Below are 22,020 nucleotides of genomic sequence, written 5' to 3'. Positions count from 1 at the left end.
CTGTACGAAGTATGAAAAAAATGCCGGTAAGGTACTCGTTTACCGGTAACAATATCCTATTGGCCATGTGCGCCGAATCCGCCAGCGGGCGGAGTAGGTGGCCCAACCATTCCCGGAAATTGATTGATCACTATATACTAACGTTTGCTTATGCAAAATTTTACCCGTCGCTATGCACTTGTATTGTGCAGCTTTCTGATTTTTATCGCTGTACGAACACAGGCGCAACAACCAGCCTTCCCGGGTGCCGAAGGAGCCGGTATGTTTACCACCGGTGGCCGCGGTACTTCAACCGATGCAACCACTGTTTTTGAAGTTACCAACCTGAACGATGACACCAATCCCGGTAGTTTGCGGTATGCGTTAACGGCCACTGCCACGTACCGTACCATCGTTTTCAGGGTATCGGGTACCATTCACCTCGCTTCCAAATTAAACATCAGGGCCAATACCACTATTGCGGGGCAAACAGCTCCTGGCGATGGTATTTGTATAGCCGATTATCCCGTGGTCATCAGCGGTGACAATGTAATAGTTCGGTATATGCGCTTTCGAATGGGCGATAAGAACCAGAACAAAGGCTATGTCGACGGCAGTGGCGGCGATGACTCTTTTGGCGGAACCGGTGTAAGTAATATCATCGTTGACCATTGCAGCGTAAGCTGGAGCGATGATGAAGCCCTCACCATTTACCGGGGAGATAAGCTTACCATACAATGGTGCTTCATGAGCGAGCCGCTCAATTATTCCTATCACTTTGAAACCGGCGATGCAGATTATGAGCACCATGGTTATAATGGTATACAGGGCGCTATGCACGGTACCATACACCACAACCTGTATGCGCATGCCAAGAACCGTAACCCCCGCTTTGCCGGTATTTCAACCTATTCGCCCAGTACAGTAGGGATTGAGAATGTAGATTTCCGCAACAATGTTATTTATAACTGGGAGATCAATACCGTATATGGTGGCGAAGGCGGTAACTATAATGTGGTGAACAACTATTACAAATGGGGACCTAATACCAATTCAGGTGTAAAATACAGGATCGCCAACCCAGGCTACAGCACCTCATCGCCGGTGATCCCCTTTGGGAAATGGTATATAGATGGAAACTATGTTGACGGTAGCACCCAAAATACCAATAACAACTGGTCGGGGGTGGTAATGCAAACCAATGTAGCTGCCGATACGGTTCAGTCGAAAGTGACCACGCCATTTAATCTGGGTTATACAGTGACCACTTATTCGGCTGTTAATGCGTATGATTCGGTATTAACGAATGGTGGCGCCATATTGCCCCGCCGCGATACGCTCGATCAGCGTATTGTAAACGATGTGCGTAACAGAACGGGCCGTATTATAGATGTGCAGGGCGGCTATCCACATGGAACAGCGTACAGCTTAACGTTTAACGCCTGGCCTACATTGAATTCAACAACAGCGCCAACAGATACCGACCACGATGGTATGCCCGACACCTGGGAAACCAGTCATGGCCTAAACCCGAACGACGCTTCTGACCGCAATACGTACGACGGCACCGGCTATACGATGCTGGAGAATTATTTGAACGGTGTAGAGAACAACGATCCGGCAATTGCCGTAGGCGGTTCATTAAAATATTTTTCACAATCATCAGCCACTCCATCGGCTGTGCAATCTTATACTGTAGCCGGATACGACCTTACCGGTAATGTAAGCATTACTCCGCCGGCTTCCTATGAACTATCGCTCGATGGAACAACCTGGTACAGCAGTGCCAGCCCCATCGTGTTAACGCCAACAAACGGCACACTGGCAAGTACCACCATTATGGTGCGGTTAAACGCTGCCGCACAAGGCACGTATGCCGGGTACATTACCCATTCAAGCGCAGGCGCCGTTATCACCAACGTGCAGGTAAATGGTATTTATACCACCATTGCCAATGGATTAGGATTCAATGCAGATATGGATGGCGGTTTTGAACGCCAGACCGCTGGATCGTATACCGGTACGAGCACACATACCTCAACCGTGAATTGGGAAGAGTCGTCTGGCTGGACCATAGTTTCTTCCGGCGCCCGCACTGGTAACGTATATTTTCACCATAACGGGGCCAGCACCAGCAATAAATATATTTTCAGTCCGGTATGTACCACTACGCCATTGGCGGCAAGTACTTCCTATGTAGTACAGTTCTGGTACCGGGTGCCATCAGCGTTAAGTGCTACCACCACATTATCGGGCTGGACAACCGTAGCCGGTGCAACAGGCGGAACAAACAGTTCCACTTCATCATCGACTGCTTCATTGAGCGCCACTACCACCCCAGGTACCTGGTACCTGTATACAGGTACGGTTACCTCGCCCAGTGGTACACCTACAAGCACCTATGCGGGAATAAAAACGGCCAATCCGCAATCGCCTTATTTCGATATTGATGATTTTGTGGTGTATGCCGGCACGGCTGCCGATGTAACACCGCCCGATGCGCCAACATCGCCCACTGCTACCGGTAATGCCAATAATAATACCATTACCGTAAACTGGACGGCCCCAGCCACCGGGGTTGATGGGGGCGGCTATATAGTGGTGCGCAGCACTTCTTCTACGGCGCCGGTGCCCAATGCGAATGGCGTATATATTGCCGGCAATACCATGGGCACAGGATATACAGTCGTATACCTGGGTAACAATACAACTTTTACAGATGCAGATGCTACGTTGTCTGCATCAACCACTTATTACTATTATGTATTCACGGCAGATAAAGCGTACAACTATTGTGCAGCGCCGGCATCAGTGAACCTGCAGATCGATCAGTCGTCAACGCCACCACCGGCCATCACGGCAAGCGGTACCTTAACGGCATTTACGCAAACAGTAGGCTCGCCCTCATCGGTTCAAACCATAACCGTATCGGGCACCAACCTCACTGCGAATATCATTGTAACACCGCCCACCAATTACCAGTTATCGACTGATAATGGCACTACCTGGAGCTCTTCAGCTGTTTCAATAACACCAACCAGTGGTACTGTTTCAGCAACAACGGTGTCGGTGCGGCTGAATGCAACGGTGGCGGGAACTTATGCAGGCAATATTGTGGTGAGCAGTACTGATGCCACTTCCATTAATATAGCTGCCAGTGGCACTACCGCCAATGCCGGCAGTACGCCCCCAAGCGGTACAAAAGCCGTAGTGGCCAAAGATGGCAGCGGCGATTATACCACTATTCAGGCGGCTATCAATGCAGCGCCTGCAGCACAAACTGCACCCTATAAAATATATATCAGGAAAGGCAAGTATGTAGAAACTGTTACTATACCCAGTAATAAACCGTTCATACAACTGGTAGGGGAAAGCCTGGCCGAAACCATTATCTCTTATGATAATTATTCCGGTAAAGCCAATCCCGCCGGTGGTACCTATGGTACGTCTACCTGTGCCACGCTGATCGTGAATGCCCCGGATGTAATGTTCATGAACCTTTCCATTGAAAATGCCACCGGTTATGGTATTGATGCCAATGCGGCAGTGCCTGCGCCGGGCGATGGTCCGCAGGCCGTTGCAGTGTACACTACATCAGACAGGGTAGTGTTTTACAACTGCCGCATGAATAGTGGTCAGGACACTTATTACGGTGGCAACAATCCGGCAACAAGGTGTTATTTCAAAAATTGTTATGTTGATGGTAACACCGATTTCCTGTTCGGTTCTTCCACCATCATTTTTGATACCTGTATCATTTATCCCCGTACAAGGCTCGATTTGGGCACCGGCGGTTATGTAACTGCCGTGAACACCAAGGATGCTTCAAAATATGGTTATGTGTTCCGCGACTGTAAGATCACGAAGAACCGGGGTACTACGCTTTACTCATTGGGCCGCCCCTGGCAGAACGATGCCGGCACAGCCGACGCCGCCAAATCGCGCAACAAGACCGTATTCCTGAATACCACTATGGGCGCTTCTGTATTGCCCACAGGCTGGAGCACCTGGGATGCGGGTACCAATACCAGTTATATTACCTATGGCGAATACAATTCGAAAACCTATACCGGAGCAGCGGTAAATACCAGCAGCCGCGTATCATGGTCTCTGCAGCTGACAGCTGCCGATGCCGTTAAATATTATAATAACGATACGGTGTTCGTAAATGCCAATACACCGGCCATGACCACCTGGAATCCATATACTACCTGGACTGACCTCAGCAACACCTTTAAACCCGAACTGGCGGTATCGAACCTGATCGCTAAAAAAGGCGCCAGCACTTCAACCATAACCTGGAATATGTCGTGGCCCATGAGCGGCATTACATGTGCATTATACCGCAGTAATGATAAAACCAATTTCTCGCTGCTCAGCACACAGGTAAGTACCGAAGACTCTGCCTGTAACTTCAGCTATTCAGAAAATATTCCGCCGCCCGGTCAAACGTATTATTATATAGTAAAAGCGTCAAAGTCTGGCTATACCAGCACAACATCAGATACTACTTCTGTAATAAGTACACCAACAATTACGGTGTCAGGTACAATGGGCAGCTTCTTACAGGGATTGGGGGCGCCTTCGGCCACGCAAACCTTTTTGGTATCGGGCGCCAACCTGTTGGATAATATTACCATTACGCCGCCAGCCAATTATGAAGTATCGGTTGATAACAACAACTGGTACACCGGCGCTTCGCCGCTCATTATAACACAAACGAGTGGGGTGGTGGCCAATACCTATATCTCTGTGCGGCTTAACGGTACCGTAGCAGGAACCTACAGCGGCAATATTGTAAATGCATCAACCGGGGCTGCCAGTGTGAACGTGGCCGTGAGTGGTACCATACAGACCGATCCGCTGGGCAGCGGCGCCACGCTGCTGGAACATTGGCCTTTAACTACGAACAACCTCGATAGTACCGCTGTGCGGGCTACGGGTGTTGTGGGCACGGCGCCTGCTTTCAACAACCTGGTGCTGGCAGATGGAACAACGGTACCTACCGTACCGGCTTATTCCGGATTACACGGCCAGGCATATGCAGTAACAGCCGATGGGTACTGGACAGCCGCAAAAGGCGGCCCGGGTGGTACGCTTAGCAGGAGTTTCTATGAGCAGTTTACCGTGGTGGCTGCGGCTACTCACACCCTTCGGGTAGACTCGATCCTGCTGAAATCATCTTTCTATAATACATCGAGTGGTACCAAAATAGCGGTATTGTATTCGAAGACCGCTTTCAGAAGCGATTCCACCGAAATAAAGGTCGTATCTAAGAACGGGTCACCGCTTACTGCCGGCACCAGTGGTACCTTCACCAATGCCTTTGATGTAAGCAATCAAACCGCCGGCAATCCCGATGTGTTTGCCATGTTGCTGAACGGCTCTGCCGGGGTTACCGTAAAAGCCGGTGATACCCTTTCATTCAGAATATATAATTGCACCGGTTCTTCCAGCAATGGCCGGTATGTGAAACTGAAAGATGTGATGGTGAAAGGTGCATCAACCAAAAACCCTGTCGCCGGTGATTTCCGCACGGTTAAATCGGGGGAATGGAGTGATACCGCCACCTGGCATAAGTATGATGGCGCCAATTGGGTGGCAGCTGCTGCATTGACCGATTATCCGGCTTATGATGGCGGCGTTAATACTGCCACCATTCAAAACGGACATACTGTGAGCTACACCACTGCTTTCTCTAAAGGCTTTGGCTATATTCAAAAAACAGTAATTGCCAGCGGCGGACAATTGATCGTAGGCGCCGGCAAAACATTAAGCGTGGCCGGTATTGATGGCTCAACTGTAGTACTGCAGATAGATGGTACGCTTACCAACCTGGGCACTATTGGCACCAATACTAAAGTGGTTTACCAGGTAAATGGTAAAATGGTGAACTCGGGAACACTCAGCTTTAATACAGCCGACTCCGTTGCGGTTACAGCTGCCGGTACCTACCAGCACGATATGAACGGCGGATTGCCTTCACGCATTTCGTTTGCATCGGGCTCTATTTTACTGGTAACCGGTATTAAAACAGCCCAAACCAATTTATTTGCTTCCCCAACTACTGTAAGCAATATGGTGTGGAACTGTCCTTCTCAACAGAACTATTTCGCATTGCGTAATACCCTGGTTGCGGTTACCGGCAACCTCACCATTCAAAGCACCGGAAGTACCTACGTTGCTATGTCGCAGGGTTCGGCTGCTGTACGTATTGGCGGTAATTATACCCAAACCGGTGGCAGCATCTATTTCAACGAAAGCGCATCGGGTGTAGTTGATTCGCTGGTAATAGCCGGTGACTTTATTGTGAGCGGCGGCACCTTCACTGCCAATATGAAGAACACCGATCCGCTGTATATTAAATTGAACGGTAGTAATAAAACGTTCTCCCATTTGGGTACATTGGGTAATACCAATGTATTGGTGAATGGTTATTATACCCTGGGTAGCAATGTTACATTGCCCACTGCAGGCTTTGGCCTGGTAGTGAATGGCACCCTCAATACCGGCACTTATGTAGTGAGTGGTTCAGGTGCAACAACGGTAGCCGATGGCGCTATTGTAAGTTTTGGCCATGCAGGCGGTATTGATGGTAACTTTGCCAACAGCGGAACAAAACAATACAGCACCAATGCCAATTATACCTTTAATGGCGCGGCAGCGCAAACCACCGGAACTACCATGCCGGCTGGTGTGCATACACTCACTGTTAATAATAGTACAAACGTTACCCTGTCAGCAGCGTTAACGGCCGGTGTGGTGAATTTAACTGCAGGTAAACTGTTGCTGGGAAATAATACGCTGGCCGATACTTCCATCGTTGGAAATGTGCCTTCAAGCTATATCGTTACCAATGGTACGGGTAAGCTGAAACAAATGATAGGCGCAACATCGGGCAACATATTGTTCCCTGTAGGTTCATCAGTGTCTTCTTACACCCCGGCAACGCTGAGCAATACCGGTACAACCGATAATTTCAGCGTAAGTGTAAAAGATAACTTTGATTATGTCATCAATGATACCACAAAGGTGGTGCGTAAACAATGGACGGTAACACCCGATAATACCTCAGGTGCGGCAAATGTGGCCATGACATTGGGTTGGGTGGCTACTGAGCAGGGTTCAGTCTTTAGTGTGGCAACTGCCAATATCTTGAATTATCGTACCGGTGTGTGGACTGGTGCAACAGCCACCACTACAGGTAGCGGTACTGTTGCTTCCCCGTATGCAGCAACTGCTTCCGGCTTTACCCAGTTCGGCGTATTTGTGGTAGGCAGCGCCATTCAGCCGCCGGTGATTACCACTAATGGTACACTCAGTGCCTTCTCTCAATCAATAGGCGCGCCTTCGGCTGTACAAACCTATACCGTATCGGCAGGTAACCTTACGGGTAATATGACCATTACGCCACCGGTTAATTACGAAATTTCAATAAATGGAACTACCTGGTATACCAATACAACCCCGTTGACGCTTACGCCAACAAGCGGAACTATAGCAACAACCACTATTAGCGTACGCCTGAATGCGACCGGTACCGGAACTTATACCGGTAACATCACGCATGTAAGCATAGGGGCAACCGCACAGAATGTAGCGGTGACCGGTGTAACAGTTTTCCCGGCGGTTATTACCGCAACGGGAACACTGACGAAATTCCAGCATACAGTAGGTACGCCTTCAGCAGTTCAAACCTATTTGCTAACAGGCAAAAACCTGACAGCCAATGTTACGGTGACAGCACCGGCTGGTTTTGAAGTGAGCGCCGATGGAAGCACCTGGTATACCAATGCTTCATCACTGGTGATAACCCGGGATGCCGATAGTATAAAACCGGTTACTGTACGAGTGCGGATGAATGCCGCTGCTGTAGGAACTTATAGCGGTAACATAGCTCATAACAGTGCAGGTGTTACTACCGTGAATGTGGCCGTTACCGGCCAGGCCTTCGCTGCACCGGCCATCAATACCAGCAATTTGTTACAACCTTTCTCGCAAACAGTAGGCAAGCCTGCAGATGCGCAAACTTTCATTGTAACAGTGACTAGTGTAGCAGGTGCTGTTACGGTAACACCACCCGCAGGCTATGAATTGTCGGTAGATACCGGTAAAACCTGGTATACTGCAACTTCAGTGCCTTCATTAGCGGTGGGCGCTATAGGCACCACTTACGCGAGGCCGGTGATGGTACGGTTGAATGCGTCGGCCGCCGGCCTTTATGAAGGAAATGTTTCAGTGCAAAGCACCAACGCAGCGCCGGCAAATGTATCGGTTACCGGATGGGTGTATTCAGCATATACCATCAGTCCGAACCCGGCTCGCGACTATGTAAATATTTACCATGCGAAGCTGTATACCCAGGCAAACATCAGGATCTATAATTTGAATGGGTACCTGGTTGGAACTTATCGCAGTAAGCGCGCTACCAATTTCACCAGTATTAACATCAGCGCATTACCTAATGGTATGTATTTTGTAGAAGTAGAACGGTTATCAGATAAAGTGCTGTTGCGGTTTATTAAGCAATAATTGTAGTAATTAGCAACTATAAAAAGGTGTGTTGCGTCTTAATCCTGAGCGTAGTCGAAGGAGAACGTAACACACCTTTTGTTATCCTGACCGGGCGGCCCTGAGCGTAGTTGAAGGGCAGCATAAAAAATGTATTCATGACGTATAAAACAATGTATCTATTGGTTGCCACTGTCATTGGTTCATTGGCGATGAAGGCGCAGGATTTTATTCCCTTATGGCCTTCGGGCAAAATGCCCAATACAAAAGGCATGCGGTTAAAAGACAGCATCAATAATGAACGCGTGTACCAGGTAGGTACGCCGGGCATGTATGCCTTCTTTCCATCGTTACAGGAGAATAAGCAATGTGCCGTGCTCATTTGCCCCGGTGGCGGCTACCATCATTTAGCCTACCAGATCAGTGGCTTTCAACTGGCCAAATGGTTTAACACCATGGGCATTAGCGCCTTTGTGCTTAATTACCGCTTACCTAATTCACCCGATCTGGTGCATCGCGAAACCGGTCCGCTGCAGGATGCGGAACGCGCCATACGCATCATTCGCGCCAATGCGGGCCGCTGGAATATTCAACAGAACAGGATCGGTATCATGGGCGTGTCAGCGGGCGGGCATCTGGCTGCTTCTCTCAGTAACAGTACCGATGATGTGGCTGCCATTGGCGATTCGCTCAATGCAATTAGCTTTCATCCCGATTTTACCATACTGGTATCGCCGGTTATAACCATGGGCGCTTATGCCCATAAAGGCAGCCGGGAAAATTTACTGGGAAATGATCCGGCTAAGGAATTAGTCGATAAATATTCCATGGAATTGCAGGTGAAGCCAACCACGCCGCCCTGTTTTATTGCAGATGCCTTTAATGATAAGGGCGTAGACCCCCGCAATAGTTTGTTGTTTTACCAGGCATTGCTCGAAAAGAATATAACAACCAGCTTTCATGTTTTTCCGCAGGGCGGGCATAACATTGCGCTGCGTAATAATCCCGGTTCAACCCAATTGTGGACGGAATTGTGTGAACAGTGGTTAGTTGAAATGGGATTTTTATCCCCGGCCCCTAAAGGGGGGAATAATTAATGACAACTCCCACTTGCTTCGCCGGTTGGCGGATTGCCGATTCACAAAAAGTAGTTTAGTTTATGAAGAGATTCTATGTTTTATTGATGGTCCTTGTGTCATTATTAACTGCCACCGCCCAACAACAAACGTACCCGAAATATTTAACGGTGGCGCAGGAGGGCAGTGGCAATTACAAAACCATTCAGGAAGCAGTAAACGCCGTACGCGATTTTTCGCAGGAACGCGTAACCATCTTTATTAAGAAAGGGATTTATAAAGAAAAGCTGGTGATACCCTCCTGGAAAACGAATATTTCGCTGGTGGGGGAAAGCCGCGACAGCACCATCATCACCAACGATGATTATAGCGGCAAACCATTGCCGGGCGGAATGGATGTAACAAGCGGCCGCGACAAGTTCAGTACATTTAATTCGTACACCGTATTGGTGAAGGGCAATGATTTCAGGGCCACGAACCTGACCATACAAAATACAGCGGGCCGGGTGGGGCAGGCGGTGGCCCTGCATGTAGAAAGCGATCGCTGTGTAATAGAAAATTGCCGCCTGCTGGGCAACCAGGATACCCTGTATGTAGGTATCGATAGCAGCCGTCAGTACTATAAAGATTGTTATATCGAAGGCACTACCGATTTTATTTTTGGTCCGGCCACGGTAGTGTTTCAGCATTGTACCATCAAAAGTCTGGTGAACTCTTTTATAACAGCGGCCTCCACCACACCAGCCCAGGCATTTGGATTTGTGTTCGTTGATTGTTCCCTGGTGGCAGATACGGCGGCGAAAAAAGTATTGCTTGGTCGTCCCTGGCGGCCGCATGCCCGAACTGTTTTTATCAATACAAACATGGGCGAACATATTGCTGCAACCGGTTGGGACAACTGGCGCAATCCCGAAAATGAAAAAACAGCTTATTATGCCGAGTACAATAGCCAGGGCGCAGGCGCCAATCCAGCGGGGCGCGCAAACTGGTCGCATCAGCTAACCAAAAAGGAAGCGGCGCAATACACCCTGAAGAATATCTTCAGGGATTGGGACCCGCAGAAATGAAAAATGAAGAATTAATATTTGAGAAATGAAAAGTATGCTTAACAATTAAGCAATTAATTTGCATGCTGCATATTCACCATTGACCATTCACCATTGACGACTTAAGATCTCTCAAAAACACCATAATGAAAAAGTTATTTGTTCTGGGTTTCACCTGTATTAGTTTATACGCAACCGCCCAACAGCCCTATGTGTCAAAAGTTTGGGTGGCCGATAATAAAAACGGTACCTATAAAAACCCCGTTCTGTATGCTGATTATTCCGATCCCGATGCCTGCCGCGTTGGCGATGATTATTATCTCGTGGCCTCCAGTTTCGATGGCATTCCCGGGTTGCCCATTCTGCATTCAAAAGACCTGGTGAACTGGACCATCATTGGTCATGCATTAAAACGCCAGCCCCCCTTTGATCATTTTTCGCAACCACGCCATGGCATGGGCGTATGGGCGCCGGCCATCCGGTTCCATAATGGTGAGTTCTACATTTATTATCCCGATCCTGATTTTGGTATATACGTAGTAAAAGCTAAGAGTATCAACGGGCCCTGGACGGAGCCCATGCTGGTTGAAGGCGGTAAAGGATTGATTGATCCCTGTCCGTTGTGGGATGATGACGGCAAGGTTTATCTCGTACACGCTTATGCGGGCAGCCGCGCTGGTATAAAAAGTATTGTGGTAGTAAAACGCCTCGATGCCACAGGCACCAAAGTGATGGATGGCGGCGCCATGGTATTTGATGGTCACGATCAGGACCCCACGCTCGAAGGCCCCAAGATCTATAAACGCAATGGCTATTATTACATTTTTGCCCCGGCCGGCGGTGTAGCTACCGGCTGGCAACTGGTGCTGCGGTCAAAGAGTATCTATGGTCCCTATGAAAGAAAGGTGGTGATGGACCAGGGCGGTTCAACTATTAATGGCCCCCACCAGGGCGCCTGGGTTGATACCAAAACCGGCGAAGACTGGTTCCTGCATTTCCAGGACCTGGAAGCATATGGACGTGTAGTACACCTGCAACCGATGAAATGGGTCAATAACTGGCCGGTGATCGGGGTCGATAAAGATGGAGATGGAAAAGGCGAGCCGGTATTACAATATAAAAAGCCGAATGTTGGAAAAAACTATCCCGTGCAAACCCCACCCGAGTCGGATGAATTTAACGGCCATACCATGGGCCTGCAATGGCAATGGCAGGCGAATCCCAAACCATACTGGGCATTTCCCGGTAATGGATACCTGCGGTTGTTCAGTGGCCAGGTGTCTGATACGGCAAAGAACCTTTGGTTTGTACCCAATGTGCTGATGCAGAAATTACCGGCCCCCGAATTCACCGCAACGGTGAAGCTTGATTTTAAACCGCGTTTGGCAGGTGAGAAGACCGGGTTAATTATAATGGGATCTGATTATGCATACATCGGGCTCACTAAAAAAGAAGATGGAATTTATTTGTCTTACGTGATCTGTAAAGGAGCCGAAGCAGGCAAACCCGAACAGGAAAAGATCATTGCGAAGATCACCAGTGCTACTTCGTATTTACGCGTGCAAATAAGTAAAGGCGCCAAATGTAGTTTTACGTACAGTGAAGATGGTCAGCATTTTTCCGAAGCAGGTGAAGTGTTTACTGCTGTGCCCGGCCGGTGGATCGGCGCTAAGATAGGTTTATTCTGCACCCGCACCGTTGTTACCAACGATTCGGGTTTTGCCGATGTTGACTGGTTTAGAATTGAATAAAATATTGATGTGAAGTTGCGCCATGATTGAAAGAACGATCGTGGCGTGGCTTTCACAGTATCTAAAAAATGCCTACATTTATTGCCGCTAATTGCCTTGTGAAAAAATATGACCATTGGCCTGCCACATATTCAAGAGGGTATACATGCCGGAAATGAACAATGCCTGGCAGAGTTGTACCGGTTATTCAGCAAACGGCTGCATCATTTTGCCCGTGTAATTACCCGCTCACCTGAAATTGCTGAAGAAATAGTGGAAGATGTGTTCGTGAAACTGTGGAGCAACCGCCATCGCATAAACGAAGTAGAAAATCTCACCGTATATTTATATGTAGCTGTAAAGAACCGGTCGCTGAATGCCATTTCACAAAAAGCGACTGAACTCATCAGGGCGCCCTTCGATGATCTGGATATAGAAGCTTCCCAGGTAACTACTGATCCCTACAATCTCCTGATCACTGCCGAAATGATGAAACGCATGCAACAGGCAGTTGATAATTTACCACCCCGTTGTAAAATGATCTTCAAGCTGGTACGCGAAGATGGCCTCAAACACCGCGAAGTAGCCGAAATTCTCAATATTTCCCTTAATACGGTCGATGTGCAAATGGCTATCGCAATTAAGAAAATATGTACTGACCTGAATATTAACAGAACGGCAAAAAGTTTTGGCGAGGCCGCTGTCAGGCGTGAGTCGTGAATCAGCAATCGACAATCAGCAATCTGCAATAAATTTCGGGCGGTACAAGATAGATATTCTGCTCAACCTTCTTCCATTATCAAATTATCCCAGTAATCCCCTCATCCCATAAATCCCGGTCCAAAATATTTTTCAAAAACCTTTAATGGTGTTTTTAAATTCTGCTGTCCTTATAGGCATAAATGCATTAGGCGCAAATGGAAACACCAGAAAGAATTTGGTTTTTGCTGTCTCGCAATTTGAGCGGAGATGCTACGGAACAGGACAAAGACGAACTGAATAATTTACTACAACAGCATCCCGGGCTGATGCAGCAATACGACCTGCTGCACCAGTTATGGGGTGCGCATACACCTGCCCAGGAAGAACCGGTAACCGGCGACAAGATCAATCGCATTTTACAATTGGCGGCTGCAGAACCTGACACAGAATTGGGTGCACCGCCCGTTGTACCACGCGTACGAAGTATCAGAAAATGGCATAAGTTCTATTGGGCCGCAGCCATTGTAACTGCTTTGTCAATTAGCGCCTGGTTGTTTGTAACCTGGAATAAAAAGCAAAAAGATATTGCCGCCAATGAAGTGGTAGCGCCCAAAGGCAGTAAAATGCGCACCATTTTACCCGATGGCTCTACCGTATGGCTGAATGCCGGCTCTCGTATTGTATATGCCAACTTCAGCGGGCCGGTTCGCGAGATCACCCTCGAAGGCGAAGCCTTTTTTGATGTGGTATCTGTTGTGTCGGCCACCACGCATCAGAAAAAACCGTTTATCGTTCACGCGGGTACCATTGATATCAAAGTGCTGGGAACAGCCTTTAATGTGAAATCGTATCCCGAAGAAAAAACAATAGAGACCACCCTGCTCAGGGGGCTGGTGCAAATCACGCGTAAGGGCGATACAAAAGGCGGTGCGGTGTACCTGCATCCCAATGAAAAGATCGTGTTACCGGTGAAAGGACCGGATACAGGTACCCATAACAGTGCGGTAACCACTGCAACAACAAAACCTGTAACACAGCAAATCATCCGAATAGATAGCACGGTGCAGGAGAGCGAACATCCTGAAACAGCCTGGGTGTATAACCGGCTCGAATTCAGGGGCGACAATTTTGAACAGCTGGCCCTGAAGCTGGAAAGATGGTATAATATCAGGATCTATTTTGAAGACGATGCCGCCCGGCAATTGGTATTTAACGGTTCCCTTCAAAATGAAACAGTTGAACAGGCTTTCGCGGCATTGAAAATGGCTGTTCCGTTCAATGTATCAATCAATAACAATGAGGTATATATTAAATCGATAAAATAAAATGCATCCTACATAATTAAAAAAAAGCGGAGAATGTTGGTAGCATTCTCCGCGCATTACAGGTTAATTTTTTCGGTGTTGTTTTCTCCCGGTCCCGCTTGCAGGCGGGAAAGGGAAGTGATTTCTTAACCCATAATAATACTAAAGTATGAAAAGTTTTAGAACGGGTGGAAAAAACCCGTTGCTTTCCAATGCACTGCTTGTTATGAAAATAACTACTTTCTTTCTGCTTGTTGGTGTGCTGCAGGTGTCGGCCCGGGGCTTCGGTCAGGACAGGCTGAACCTCAGGTTCCGGAATGCCGAAATAGCCGGTATTTTAATCAACATTGAAAAACAAACGAATTATAGGTTCCTGTACAACAACCAGTTGCCAGGCATCAGACAAAAAGTGACCATCAACCTGGAGAATGTCGACATTCGCCAGGCCCTCGATAATCTGTTCTCCCAAACGGTGCTCACCTACCGCTTTATGGCCAATGGCCTTATTGTGATCAATGAAACCGGCCGCCAGGAGGCAGAAAAAAAGGTCACCGGAAAAATAACCGACCCAAACGGAGCGCCGCTCTCAGGCGTAACGGTAACTATAAAAGGATCAGCAAAAGCCACCACCACCAATGAGCAGGGCGTGTTCACCATCACTGCCGATGAAAATGATGTGCTGGTGTTTTCGTATGTAGGGTACGAGCCGCAGGAAATAAAAGTGGGCGATAAAACGCAGATCACCCTCTCACTGGTATCGGCTGCTTCGAGCCTCGAGAACATTGTAGTGATCGGTTATGGTACAGTGAAGAAGAGAGACCTTACCGGTGCTGTTGTTTCGCTCAAGGGCGATGAAGTAAAAAAAGTACCCGCAGGCAACGTAATGGAAAGTGTGCAGGGTAAAGTGGCCGGGGTCGATATCACCCGTACCAGCGGCGGCGCCGGTTCAAACGTGAACATTACTGTAAGGGGTAACCGGTCGATCCTGGCGCAGAATACACCACTTTTTATCGTAGATGGAATTCAATACGCCAACTTCCAGGATATTAACCCCAACGATATTCAGTCGATGGAAGTGCTGAAAGACGCATCTTCCACTGCTATTTATGGTTCACGCGGCGCAAACGGGGTAATTATCATTACCACCAAACGCGGCGCCAGCGGCAAAGTAAGAGTAGGCGCCAATGCTTATTATGGCGTGAACGAAGCCGCAGGTTATCCAAAACCCATGAACGGCCCGCAATATGCCGAGTTAAAACGCCAGGCAAGCCGTACAGCCGGCGCCTGGAATTCTTCGGCCGATGATGCCAGTGTGTTCAAGGCCGATCTGCCATATGTACAAAATGGAACTTCTACTTACTGGCCCGGTTTGTTATTGAATAAAGGCTCGCAACAGGATTATGGCGTAAATGTGGCCGCCGGCAGTGAAAAAACAAGAGTGTTCTTCTCTTTCGATTATTTCAGGGAGAAAGGGGTGCTGAATAATGATTACTCAGGCCGTTATACGTTGCGCCTGAACATCGATCAAACCATCATCGGCACCTTTAAAGTGGGCTTGCAAAGCCAGTTAACTTATTACGATGAGAACAGGCGTACCGATAACGTATTGACTGTTGCCAATAAAGTAATACCCTATTACACACCTTATAATTCGGATGGTTCACTGATTAAGTTTCCCGGTAATGCCAACCAGGTTAACCCCTTGTTGGAAGAACAGCCGGGAGCATATATCAATAAGACCAATACCACGCGCATTTTATCTTCTGCCTATGCAGAATGGAAACCCTTTAGCAGCCTCACTTTGCGCAGTAACCTCGGCATCACCAACAGCAGTTCAAGGAACGGGATGTTCCTGGGTGAAAATACGGTTACCCGTGTAACCTCAACCGGTTCGCTGGCAAAAGTTACCAATGCCACCCAGGCCGATCTTATTTGGGAGAACATTATTACCTGGAATAAGAAGTTCGGCGATCACAGCATTGATGTAACCGCGGTGACCAGCTATATTTCAAGCAAACAGGATAGCTCGTATGCACAGGGAACAGGACAGCTGTTGCCGGGCCAGTCGTGGAATGCCTTATTGGGCAACCCGCTCAACCTCGGCATTTGGAGTAACTACATTGGCAGTAACCTGTTATCGGGTGCAGTAAGAGTGAACTATGGATATAAAGGAAAATACCTGTTAACACTCACCGGCCGCGAAGATGGTTCTTCTGTATTGAACAAAGCGAACCGTTGGTCTTTCTTCCCCTCGGCAGCCATCGCCTGGCGCGTGATAGATGAAAATTTCATGAAGTCGCAGAATATCTTCAGCGATCTGAAACTGCGCGCCAGTTATGGAGTTGCCGGTAATGCCGCCGTTAAACCATACTCAACCAACACCGGGCTCATCCTTATTCCATTTTCCTGGAACGATGTAAGTGTTCAGGCTTATGGCTTTGATCCCCAGAACGGAAACCGGGACCTGAAATGGGAGCTCACCGGTACACAAAATATCGGGTTGGATTTCGGGTTGCTGAAAAACCGCATCAGCGCCAGCGTTGATTATTATGATTCAAGAACGCGCGACCTGTTGCTGCTTCGTCCATTGCCCAGTACCTCAGGCCACACCAAAGTGATAGAAAACGTGGGTAAAACCCGCAACAACGGTATTGAGGTCTCATTGCGCACGGTAAATGTGCAGAACAAACAAATAACCTGGACAAGCGCCATTACCTATACCCGCAATAAAGAACGCATTACCGACCTGGTGAACGGGCAAAACGATATCGCCAGCGGACTGTTCATTGGCCACCCGGTAAAATCGTTCTACGATTTTCAGAAACAGGGCATCTGGCAAACAGCCGATTCAGCTACTGCCAAAAGCTTTGGTTATAAACCCGGCGACATACGCGTAGCCGACCTCAGCGGCGCCAAAGGCGAGCCCGATGGTAAGCTCGATGCGACCTACGACAGAACGGTAGTAGGTTCGGCCGTGCCTGATTACACGCTTGGTTTCAGCAATGATGTGAGCTATAAGAATTTCGATCTGAACATTTATGTGTTTGCCCGGGTTGGACAAACATTCGTTTCAGATTATGCCAACAAATTTGAGCCCAATGCCATTGAAAATGGCGCCAATGTAAACTACTGGACACCGGAAAATCCTACCAACGATTATCCGCGCCCGAATATCAATATTTCAAGAGCCTCCATGCCCTTTGCTACCACGCTGGGTTATAAAGATGGCTCCTTTGTAAAGATCAGGAATATCACCCTGGGGTATACGCTTCCCAAACCGCTTAGCCAGAAACTGCATGTGAGCAATTTGCGGTGGTATGTAAGCGCCAAGAACTACTTCACGTTTGCGAAACAGAAAGATTATGACCCCGAAGGCGAAGGTTCTTTTGAGCGTCCGTTGACCAAACTGATCGTTACCGGGTTAAATATTGAGTTCTAAATCTTATTAACTATCGAATTAATTACTGAAATATGAAATGAGCCATAAAATTTTCGAGGTAACTATATCATTCACCGATGAAAATTTTATGGCGAATTCCATGAGGCAAAAACAACAATAAAAAATAACTCATGAAATACAGCATAAATACAGTAGTGCGCTTGTTGCTGGCCGGTTCAGTGGTATTTACATCATGTAATAAAAAGCTTTCTGAATATAACCCCAGTGGTTTAACGCCCGACGTTACCTATTCAAATGCCAAAGGTTTTGAAACCCTGGTGAATGCCGCCTATACCTATACCCGTTTCTGGTATGGAAAAGAAGAGGGATACAGTTTATCGGAAATGGGTACCGACATCTGGACCAATGGTACCGGTGATGTGTTCCCGCAATTATCGCGGTACGATAACCTGCAGGGCAGTAACACTTCGGCCCTGAACGTGGAATGGGACAATTTTTATGAGGCCATTTATTTATGTAATACCGGTATTGCCAAAATTGGGGACGTGCCCGATTATACTGCTGCACAAAAAACAATCCGTGAAGCGGAACTGCGCTTTTTGCGCGCCTTTTATTACTGGCACATTGTAGAAACCTGGGGTGGTGTTCACTTTACAACCCAAGCCACCAAACCCGGTGAAATTGAATCAACCGCCTACAAATCACCGGTAGATACTTTTTACAAACAGATCTTTACCGACCTTGATTTTGCGGTAAAGAATTTACCCGAAAAAGATAAAGTAACTGACTATGGGCGTGTTTCCATTCCCGTGGCCAAGGCCTTTCTGGCCCGCATGTATTTGACCCGCGGCATGAACGACCAGGCATTGGCGATGGCTACCGATGTAATTAATACTTCCAAATATGGTTATGGGCTGTTGCCCAAATACGCCGATCTATGGAACATGGCCAATCTGAAGAACAAGGAAGTGATCTGGGCAATTGATTACTCCACCAACCTTTCGAATAACGACCTGGCTACTTCAGCCTACCCAACCGGGCATAGCCGGGGTAGCAACAGCGGCCATATGTTATTTCTGCAGGTGTATGACCAGGTGAATGGGAACATTCTGGCGCGTGATATAAACAACGGCCGGCCATTCAACCGCTATATGCCTACAAAAGCATTCCTCGATCTGTTCAATGACAATGACGATTCGCGGTATCAGTCGAGCTTTCAAACGGCGTGGTACTGCAACAAGGCAGGCCGCGCAGTAGGTAATACGTTCATTAAAGACAGCTTTGATTACAAAGTGGGGGATACAGTATGTTATACGCCCAAGAACACACAGTCGGCGGCTGTGATGAATGCCCAAAAGTATACTACCTACGATATTTCCCGGGTGTATAAGGCCGACGGTACGCCAAGCCAACGGAAGTTCTATGTATCGTTGAAGAAGTTTAAAGATTCAACCCGCACTTCGGCTAATGAAGCGCAGAGCGTTCGCGATGTGTTTGTAATAAGGCTGGCCGAAATGTACCTGATAGCAGCGGAAGCCGAGCTGAAAAGAGGAAATACGGGTACTGCCGCTACTTACCTGAATGCCATTCGCACCCGCGCCGCCATTCCGGGTCATGAAGCCGCCATGCAGGTGACCAGTGCACAGGTTACCCTTGACTTTATTCTCGATGAACGGGCCCGGGAGCTGGCCGGTGAGCAATTGCGCTGGTTCGATCTGAAGCGAACCAATAAACTGATCGACCGGATCAAAACAAAGAACATGAACCCCGATGCGGCCCAGTATATAAAGGATTATCAGGTTGTGCGGCCCATACCGCAAACACAGCTTGATGCCGTTACCAATAAGAGCGAGTTTACCCAAAATGATGGGTACCAATAGGTCAATGGTGAATGGTCAATGGTCAATAGTTTCCGACTGTGCGAGCTTCGATAATAATAGCGAAGCTCAAAATTGAGAAGCCAATTCACCATTCACCATTGCCCATTCACCAAGATCAATACAGTGGTTGTTCCCAGGTGGGCAGTTGAGGAGGAGTTCTGCCCACCAATTTTAAAAATTTCGGTATCAGATGGGTTTTACACATGAGAATTGGATGAATTCACAAATTGACAATTAAGCCTTAAATGGCCTCAATCTTCTTGCTGGCAGTCGCGTAAAGGGGTATGGTTCTGGGTAATTTTACGTTGATTGCCAGCATTTTATTTCCTCCCCTTCTGTAAACGTTGCCGGTAACGTTTGCGTAAATAAAATTCCATATTCGTTTCGGTGGGTATAAATATCTGTGTACACTTGCCCTTGAAAAACAGGTATTAAAGAGTTACAGGTTACAGGTTTCAGCCCTTGTTCAGGTAAATCGGGTTCATTGTCCCGGCAATTTCGGGACAGGTACTGCAACTTGTAGCCTGTAACTTACATCTTTTGAACGATTGACTTGCAGCGCGTTTATTGCATTACCTTTTCCAAAAACTACTGCAGGCGTACGTGCAAATCGTAAAATCACCGGGGTGATTCTGCGGGGCTAAATACCTTTGCATTCTTAAAATCTATTGTAAACAACGTGTAAATGAATAATTGGGTTAAAGCAGCAGCAGTAATTGGGTTAATGGGTTTTTCTACCGGTATATGGGCCCAGGGCAAATTACCGGTTATACAACAAACCAGTTTTAAAAAGGATTCAATCTATATCACCAAATACGGCGCTGTTGCCGATGGGCAAACGTTAAACACGCAGCCCATTAATGCCGCCATTGAGGCCTGTAATAAAAAAGGCGGTGGAGTGGTGGTTATACCTGCCGGTTTATGGCTTTCTGGCCCCATAGTATTAAAAAGCAATGTGAACCTGCACCTGAAAAAAGGCGCGTTGTTACAATTCACCAAAGATTTTGATCAATACCAGCTGGTTGAAGGCAATTGGGAAGGAATACCCCAAATGCGCAATCAGTCGCCCATATCGGCCACCAATGCTACCAACATCGCCATTACCGGTTTCGGTATTATTGATGGTGCGGGAAAAGCCTGGCGTCAGGTAAGAAAAGAAAAGCTTACCGATAGCCAATGGAACGAATGGGTGGCATCGGGCGGTGTGGTAAGCGCCGATGGCAATTCGTGGTATCCCTCAGAACAATGGATGAAGGCTTCCAAAATGAAGAACCCCGGTGAGATCACCCCTGATAAAACCCCGGAATTCTATAAAAGCATTAAAGATTTTCTGCGTCCTAATTTGATCGTTCTTACCAAATGCAAAAAGATCTTGCTGGAAGGCGTAACCTTCCAGAACTCCGCAGCCTGGTGTTTGCACCCGCTCATGAGCGAAGACCTTACCGTACGCAACGTAACGGTAATAAATCCCTGGTTTGCGCAGAACGGCGATGGTATTGATGTGGAAAGCTGTAAGAATGTGCTGATCGAGAATTCAAGATTTGATGTAGGCGATGATGGCTTGTGCATCAAGAGTGGCCGCGATGAGGCCGGAAGAAAAAGAGGCATGCCTACCGAAAATGTGATCATCCGCGATTGTAAAGTATATCACGCACATGGTGGTTTTGTAATTGGCAGTGAAATGAGCGGCGGCGCCCGCAACATGTGGGTCAGCAATTGCACCTTCATTGGCACCGATATTGGTCTGCGGTTCAAAACTACGCGTGGCCGTGGCGGAATTGTTGAGAACATTTATGTGAACAACATCCAGATGATCGATATCCCCGGCGAAGCCATTCTCTTCGATATGTATTATATGTCGGTTGATCCCGTTGCGCTGGCTGGTGAAAAAAGAGAGCTGCCGAAAGTAGAGACCCTGCCCGTGACCGAAGCCACTCCGCAGTTCAGGAATTTTGTAGTGAAGAATGTGGTTTGTAACGGCGCAGCCAAAGGCATTTTCATTCGCGGTATTCCCGAAATGCATGTAAAAGATGTTCGCCTCGAGAACATGGTATTGCAGGCCGATAAAGGCATCGATTGCCAGGAAGCATCGGGTATTACCTTTAAAAATATCAAAATACTGAGCAAGCAAACCAATCCGGTGGTTGATATCATCAACAGCGACCATCTCACCTTTGATAAGCTGGAATATAAAAATAATTCGGAATTATTATTCCGGGTAGCTGGCGATAGAACGAAAAATATCAATATCCTTAATACCGATGCCTCAAAAGCCAAAGAAAAGGTCCAATATGAGTTTGGAGCATCAGAGCAAAATGTTACTATAAAATAAAAAACAGGCATTAAGTAAATAAACGGCCGTTACAGGTAGCAGGTTTCAGGTTACAGGGTA

9 protein-coding genes are annotated in these 22,020 nt (G+C 47.6%); all 9 read left to right on the top strand.

The genetic code is table 11. The features are described from left to right. The first annotated feature begins 150 nt into the window (after positions 1-150). The 9 genes from A3860_RS12145 to A3860_RS12100 all read left to right on the top strand — a co-directional run bounded on the left by A3860_RS12145 (position 151) and on the right by A3860_RS12100 (position 21,960). Positions 151-8,511 (top strand): pectinesterase family protein, encoded by an 8,361-nt coding sequence (locus A3860_RS12145; RefSeq protein ID WP_081146971.1) that lies wholly within the window; start codon positions 151-153, stop codon positions 8,509-8,511. 137 nt (positions 8,512-8,648) lie between these two features. Continuing rightward, the gene (locus A3860_RS12140) at positions 8,649-9,587 is read left to right on the top strand and encodes an alpha/beta hydrolase (RefSeq protein WP_081146970.1); all 939 of its coding nucleotides are present in this window, start codon (positions 8,649-8,651) and stop codon (positions 9,585-9,587) included. A gap of 62 nt (positions 9,588-9,649) precedes the next feature. Beyond that, positions 9,650-10,633, top strand: a complete 984-nt coding sequence (locus A3860_RS12135) for a pectinesterase family protein (protein WP_081146969.1) — start codon at positions 9,650-9,652, stop codon at positions 10,631-10,633. A gap of 125 nt (positions 10,634-10,758) precedes the next feature. After that, positions 10,759-12,363, top strand: coding sequence for a glycoside hydrolase family 43 protein (locus A3860_RS12130; protein ID WP_081146968.1), 1,605 nt, complete (start codon positions 10,759-10,761; stop codon positions 12,361-12,363). Positions 12,364-12,471: 108 nt separating this feature from the next. Then, positions 12,472-13,062, top strand: a complete 591-nt coding sequence (locus A3860_RS12125; RefSeq protein ID WP_081146967.1) for an RNA polymerase sigma-70 factor — start codon at positions 12,472-12,474, stop codon at positions 13,060-13,062. Positions 13,063-13,286: 224 nt separating this feature from the next. After that, positions 13,287-14,369, top strand: a complete 1,083-nt coding sequence (locus A3860_RS12120) for a FecR family protein (protein ID WP_216823422.1) — start codon at positions 13,287-13,289, stop codon at positions 14,367-14,369. A 148-nt stretch (positions 14,370-14,517) separates the two neighbouring features. Continuing rightward, positions 14,518-17,787, top strand: a complete 3,270-nt coding sequence (locus A3860_RS12115; protein ID WP_081146965.1) for a TonB-dependent receptor — start codon at positions 14,518-14,520, stop codon at positions 17,785-17,787. A gap of 131 nt (positions 17,788-17,918) precedes the next feature. Then, positions 17,919-19,628: a RagB/SusD family nutrient uptake outer membrane protein gene (locus tag A3860_RS12110; RefSeq protein WP_081146964.1), complete on the top strand. Its 1,710-nt coding sequence runs from the start codon at positions 17,919-17,921 to the stop codon at positions 19,626-19,628. A gap of 685 nt (positions 19,629-20,313) precedes the next feature. Continuing rightward, the gene (locus tag A3860_RS12100) at positions 20,314-21,960 is read left to right on the top strand and encodes a glycoside hydrolase family 28 protein (RefSeq protein WP_081146962.1); all 1,647 of its coding nucleotides are present in this window, start codon (positions 20,314-20,316) and stop codon (positions 21,958-21,960) included. Positions 21,961-22,020: the final 60 nt, after the last annotated feature.

The sequence above is a fragment of the Niastella vici genome (genome assembly GCF_002077945.1).
Classification (GTDB): Bacteria; Bacteroidota; Bacteroidia; order Chitinophagales; family Chitinophagaceae; genus Niastella; species Niastella vici.
The sequence above is the reverse complement of the archived record's forward strand: the minus strand, read 5'-3'. Positions and strand labels throughout refer to the sequence as shown.

What these genes read in the sequence shown, in the direction of transcription:
- A3860_RS12145 (WP_081146971.1), top strand. Translation starts at nt 151, where the DNA reads ATGCAAAATTTTACCCGTCGCTATGCACTTGTATTGTGCAGCTTTCTG.
- A3860_RS12140 (WP_081146970.1), top strand. Translation starts at nt 8,649, where the DNA reads ATGACGTATAAAACAATGTATCTATTGGTTGCCACTGTCATTGGTTCA.
- A3860_RS12135 (WP_081146969.1), top strand. Translation starts at nt 9,650, where the DNA reads ATGAAGAGATTCTATGTTTTATTGATGGTCCTTGTGTCATTATTAACT.
- A3860_RS12130 (WP_081146968.1), top strand. Translation starts at nt 10,759, where the DNA reads ATGAAAAAGTTATTTGTTCTGGGTTTCACCTGTATTAGTTTATACGCA.
- A3860_RS12125 (WP_081146967.1), top strand. Translation starts at nt 12,472, where the DNA reads ATGACCATTGGCCTGCCACATATTCAAGAGGGTATACATGCCGGAAAT.
- A3860_RS12115 (WP_081146965.1), top strand. Translation starts at nt 14,518, where the DNA reads ATGAAAAGTTTTAGAACGGGTGGAAAAAACCCGTTGCTTTCCAATGCA.
- A3860_RS12110 (WP_081146964.1), top strand. Translation starts at nt 17,919, where the DNA reads ATGAAATACAGCATAAATACAGTAGTGCGCTTGTTGCTGGCCGGTTCA.
- A3860_RS12100 (WP_081146962.1), top strand. Translation starts at nt 20,314, where the DNA reads ATGAATAATTGGGTTAAAGCAGCAGCAGTAATTGGGTTAATGGGTTTT.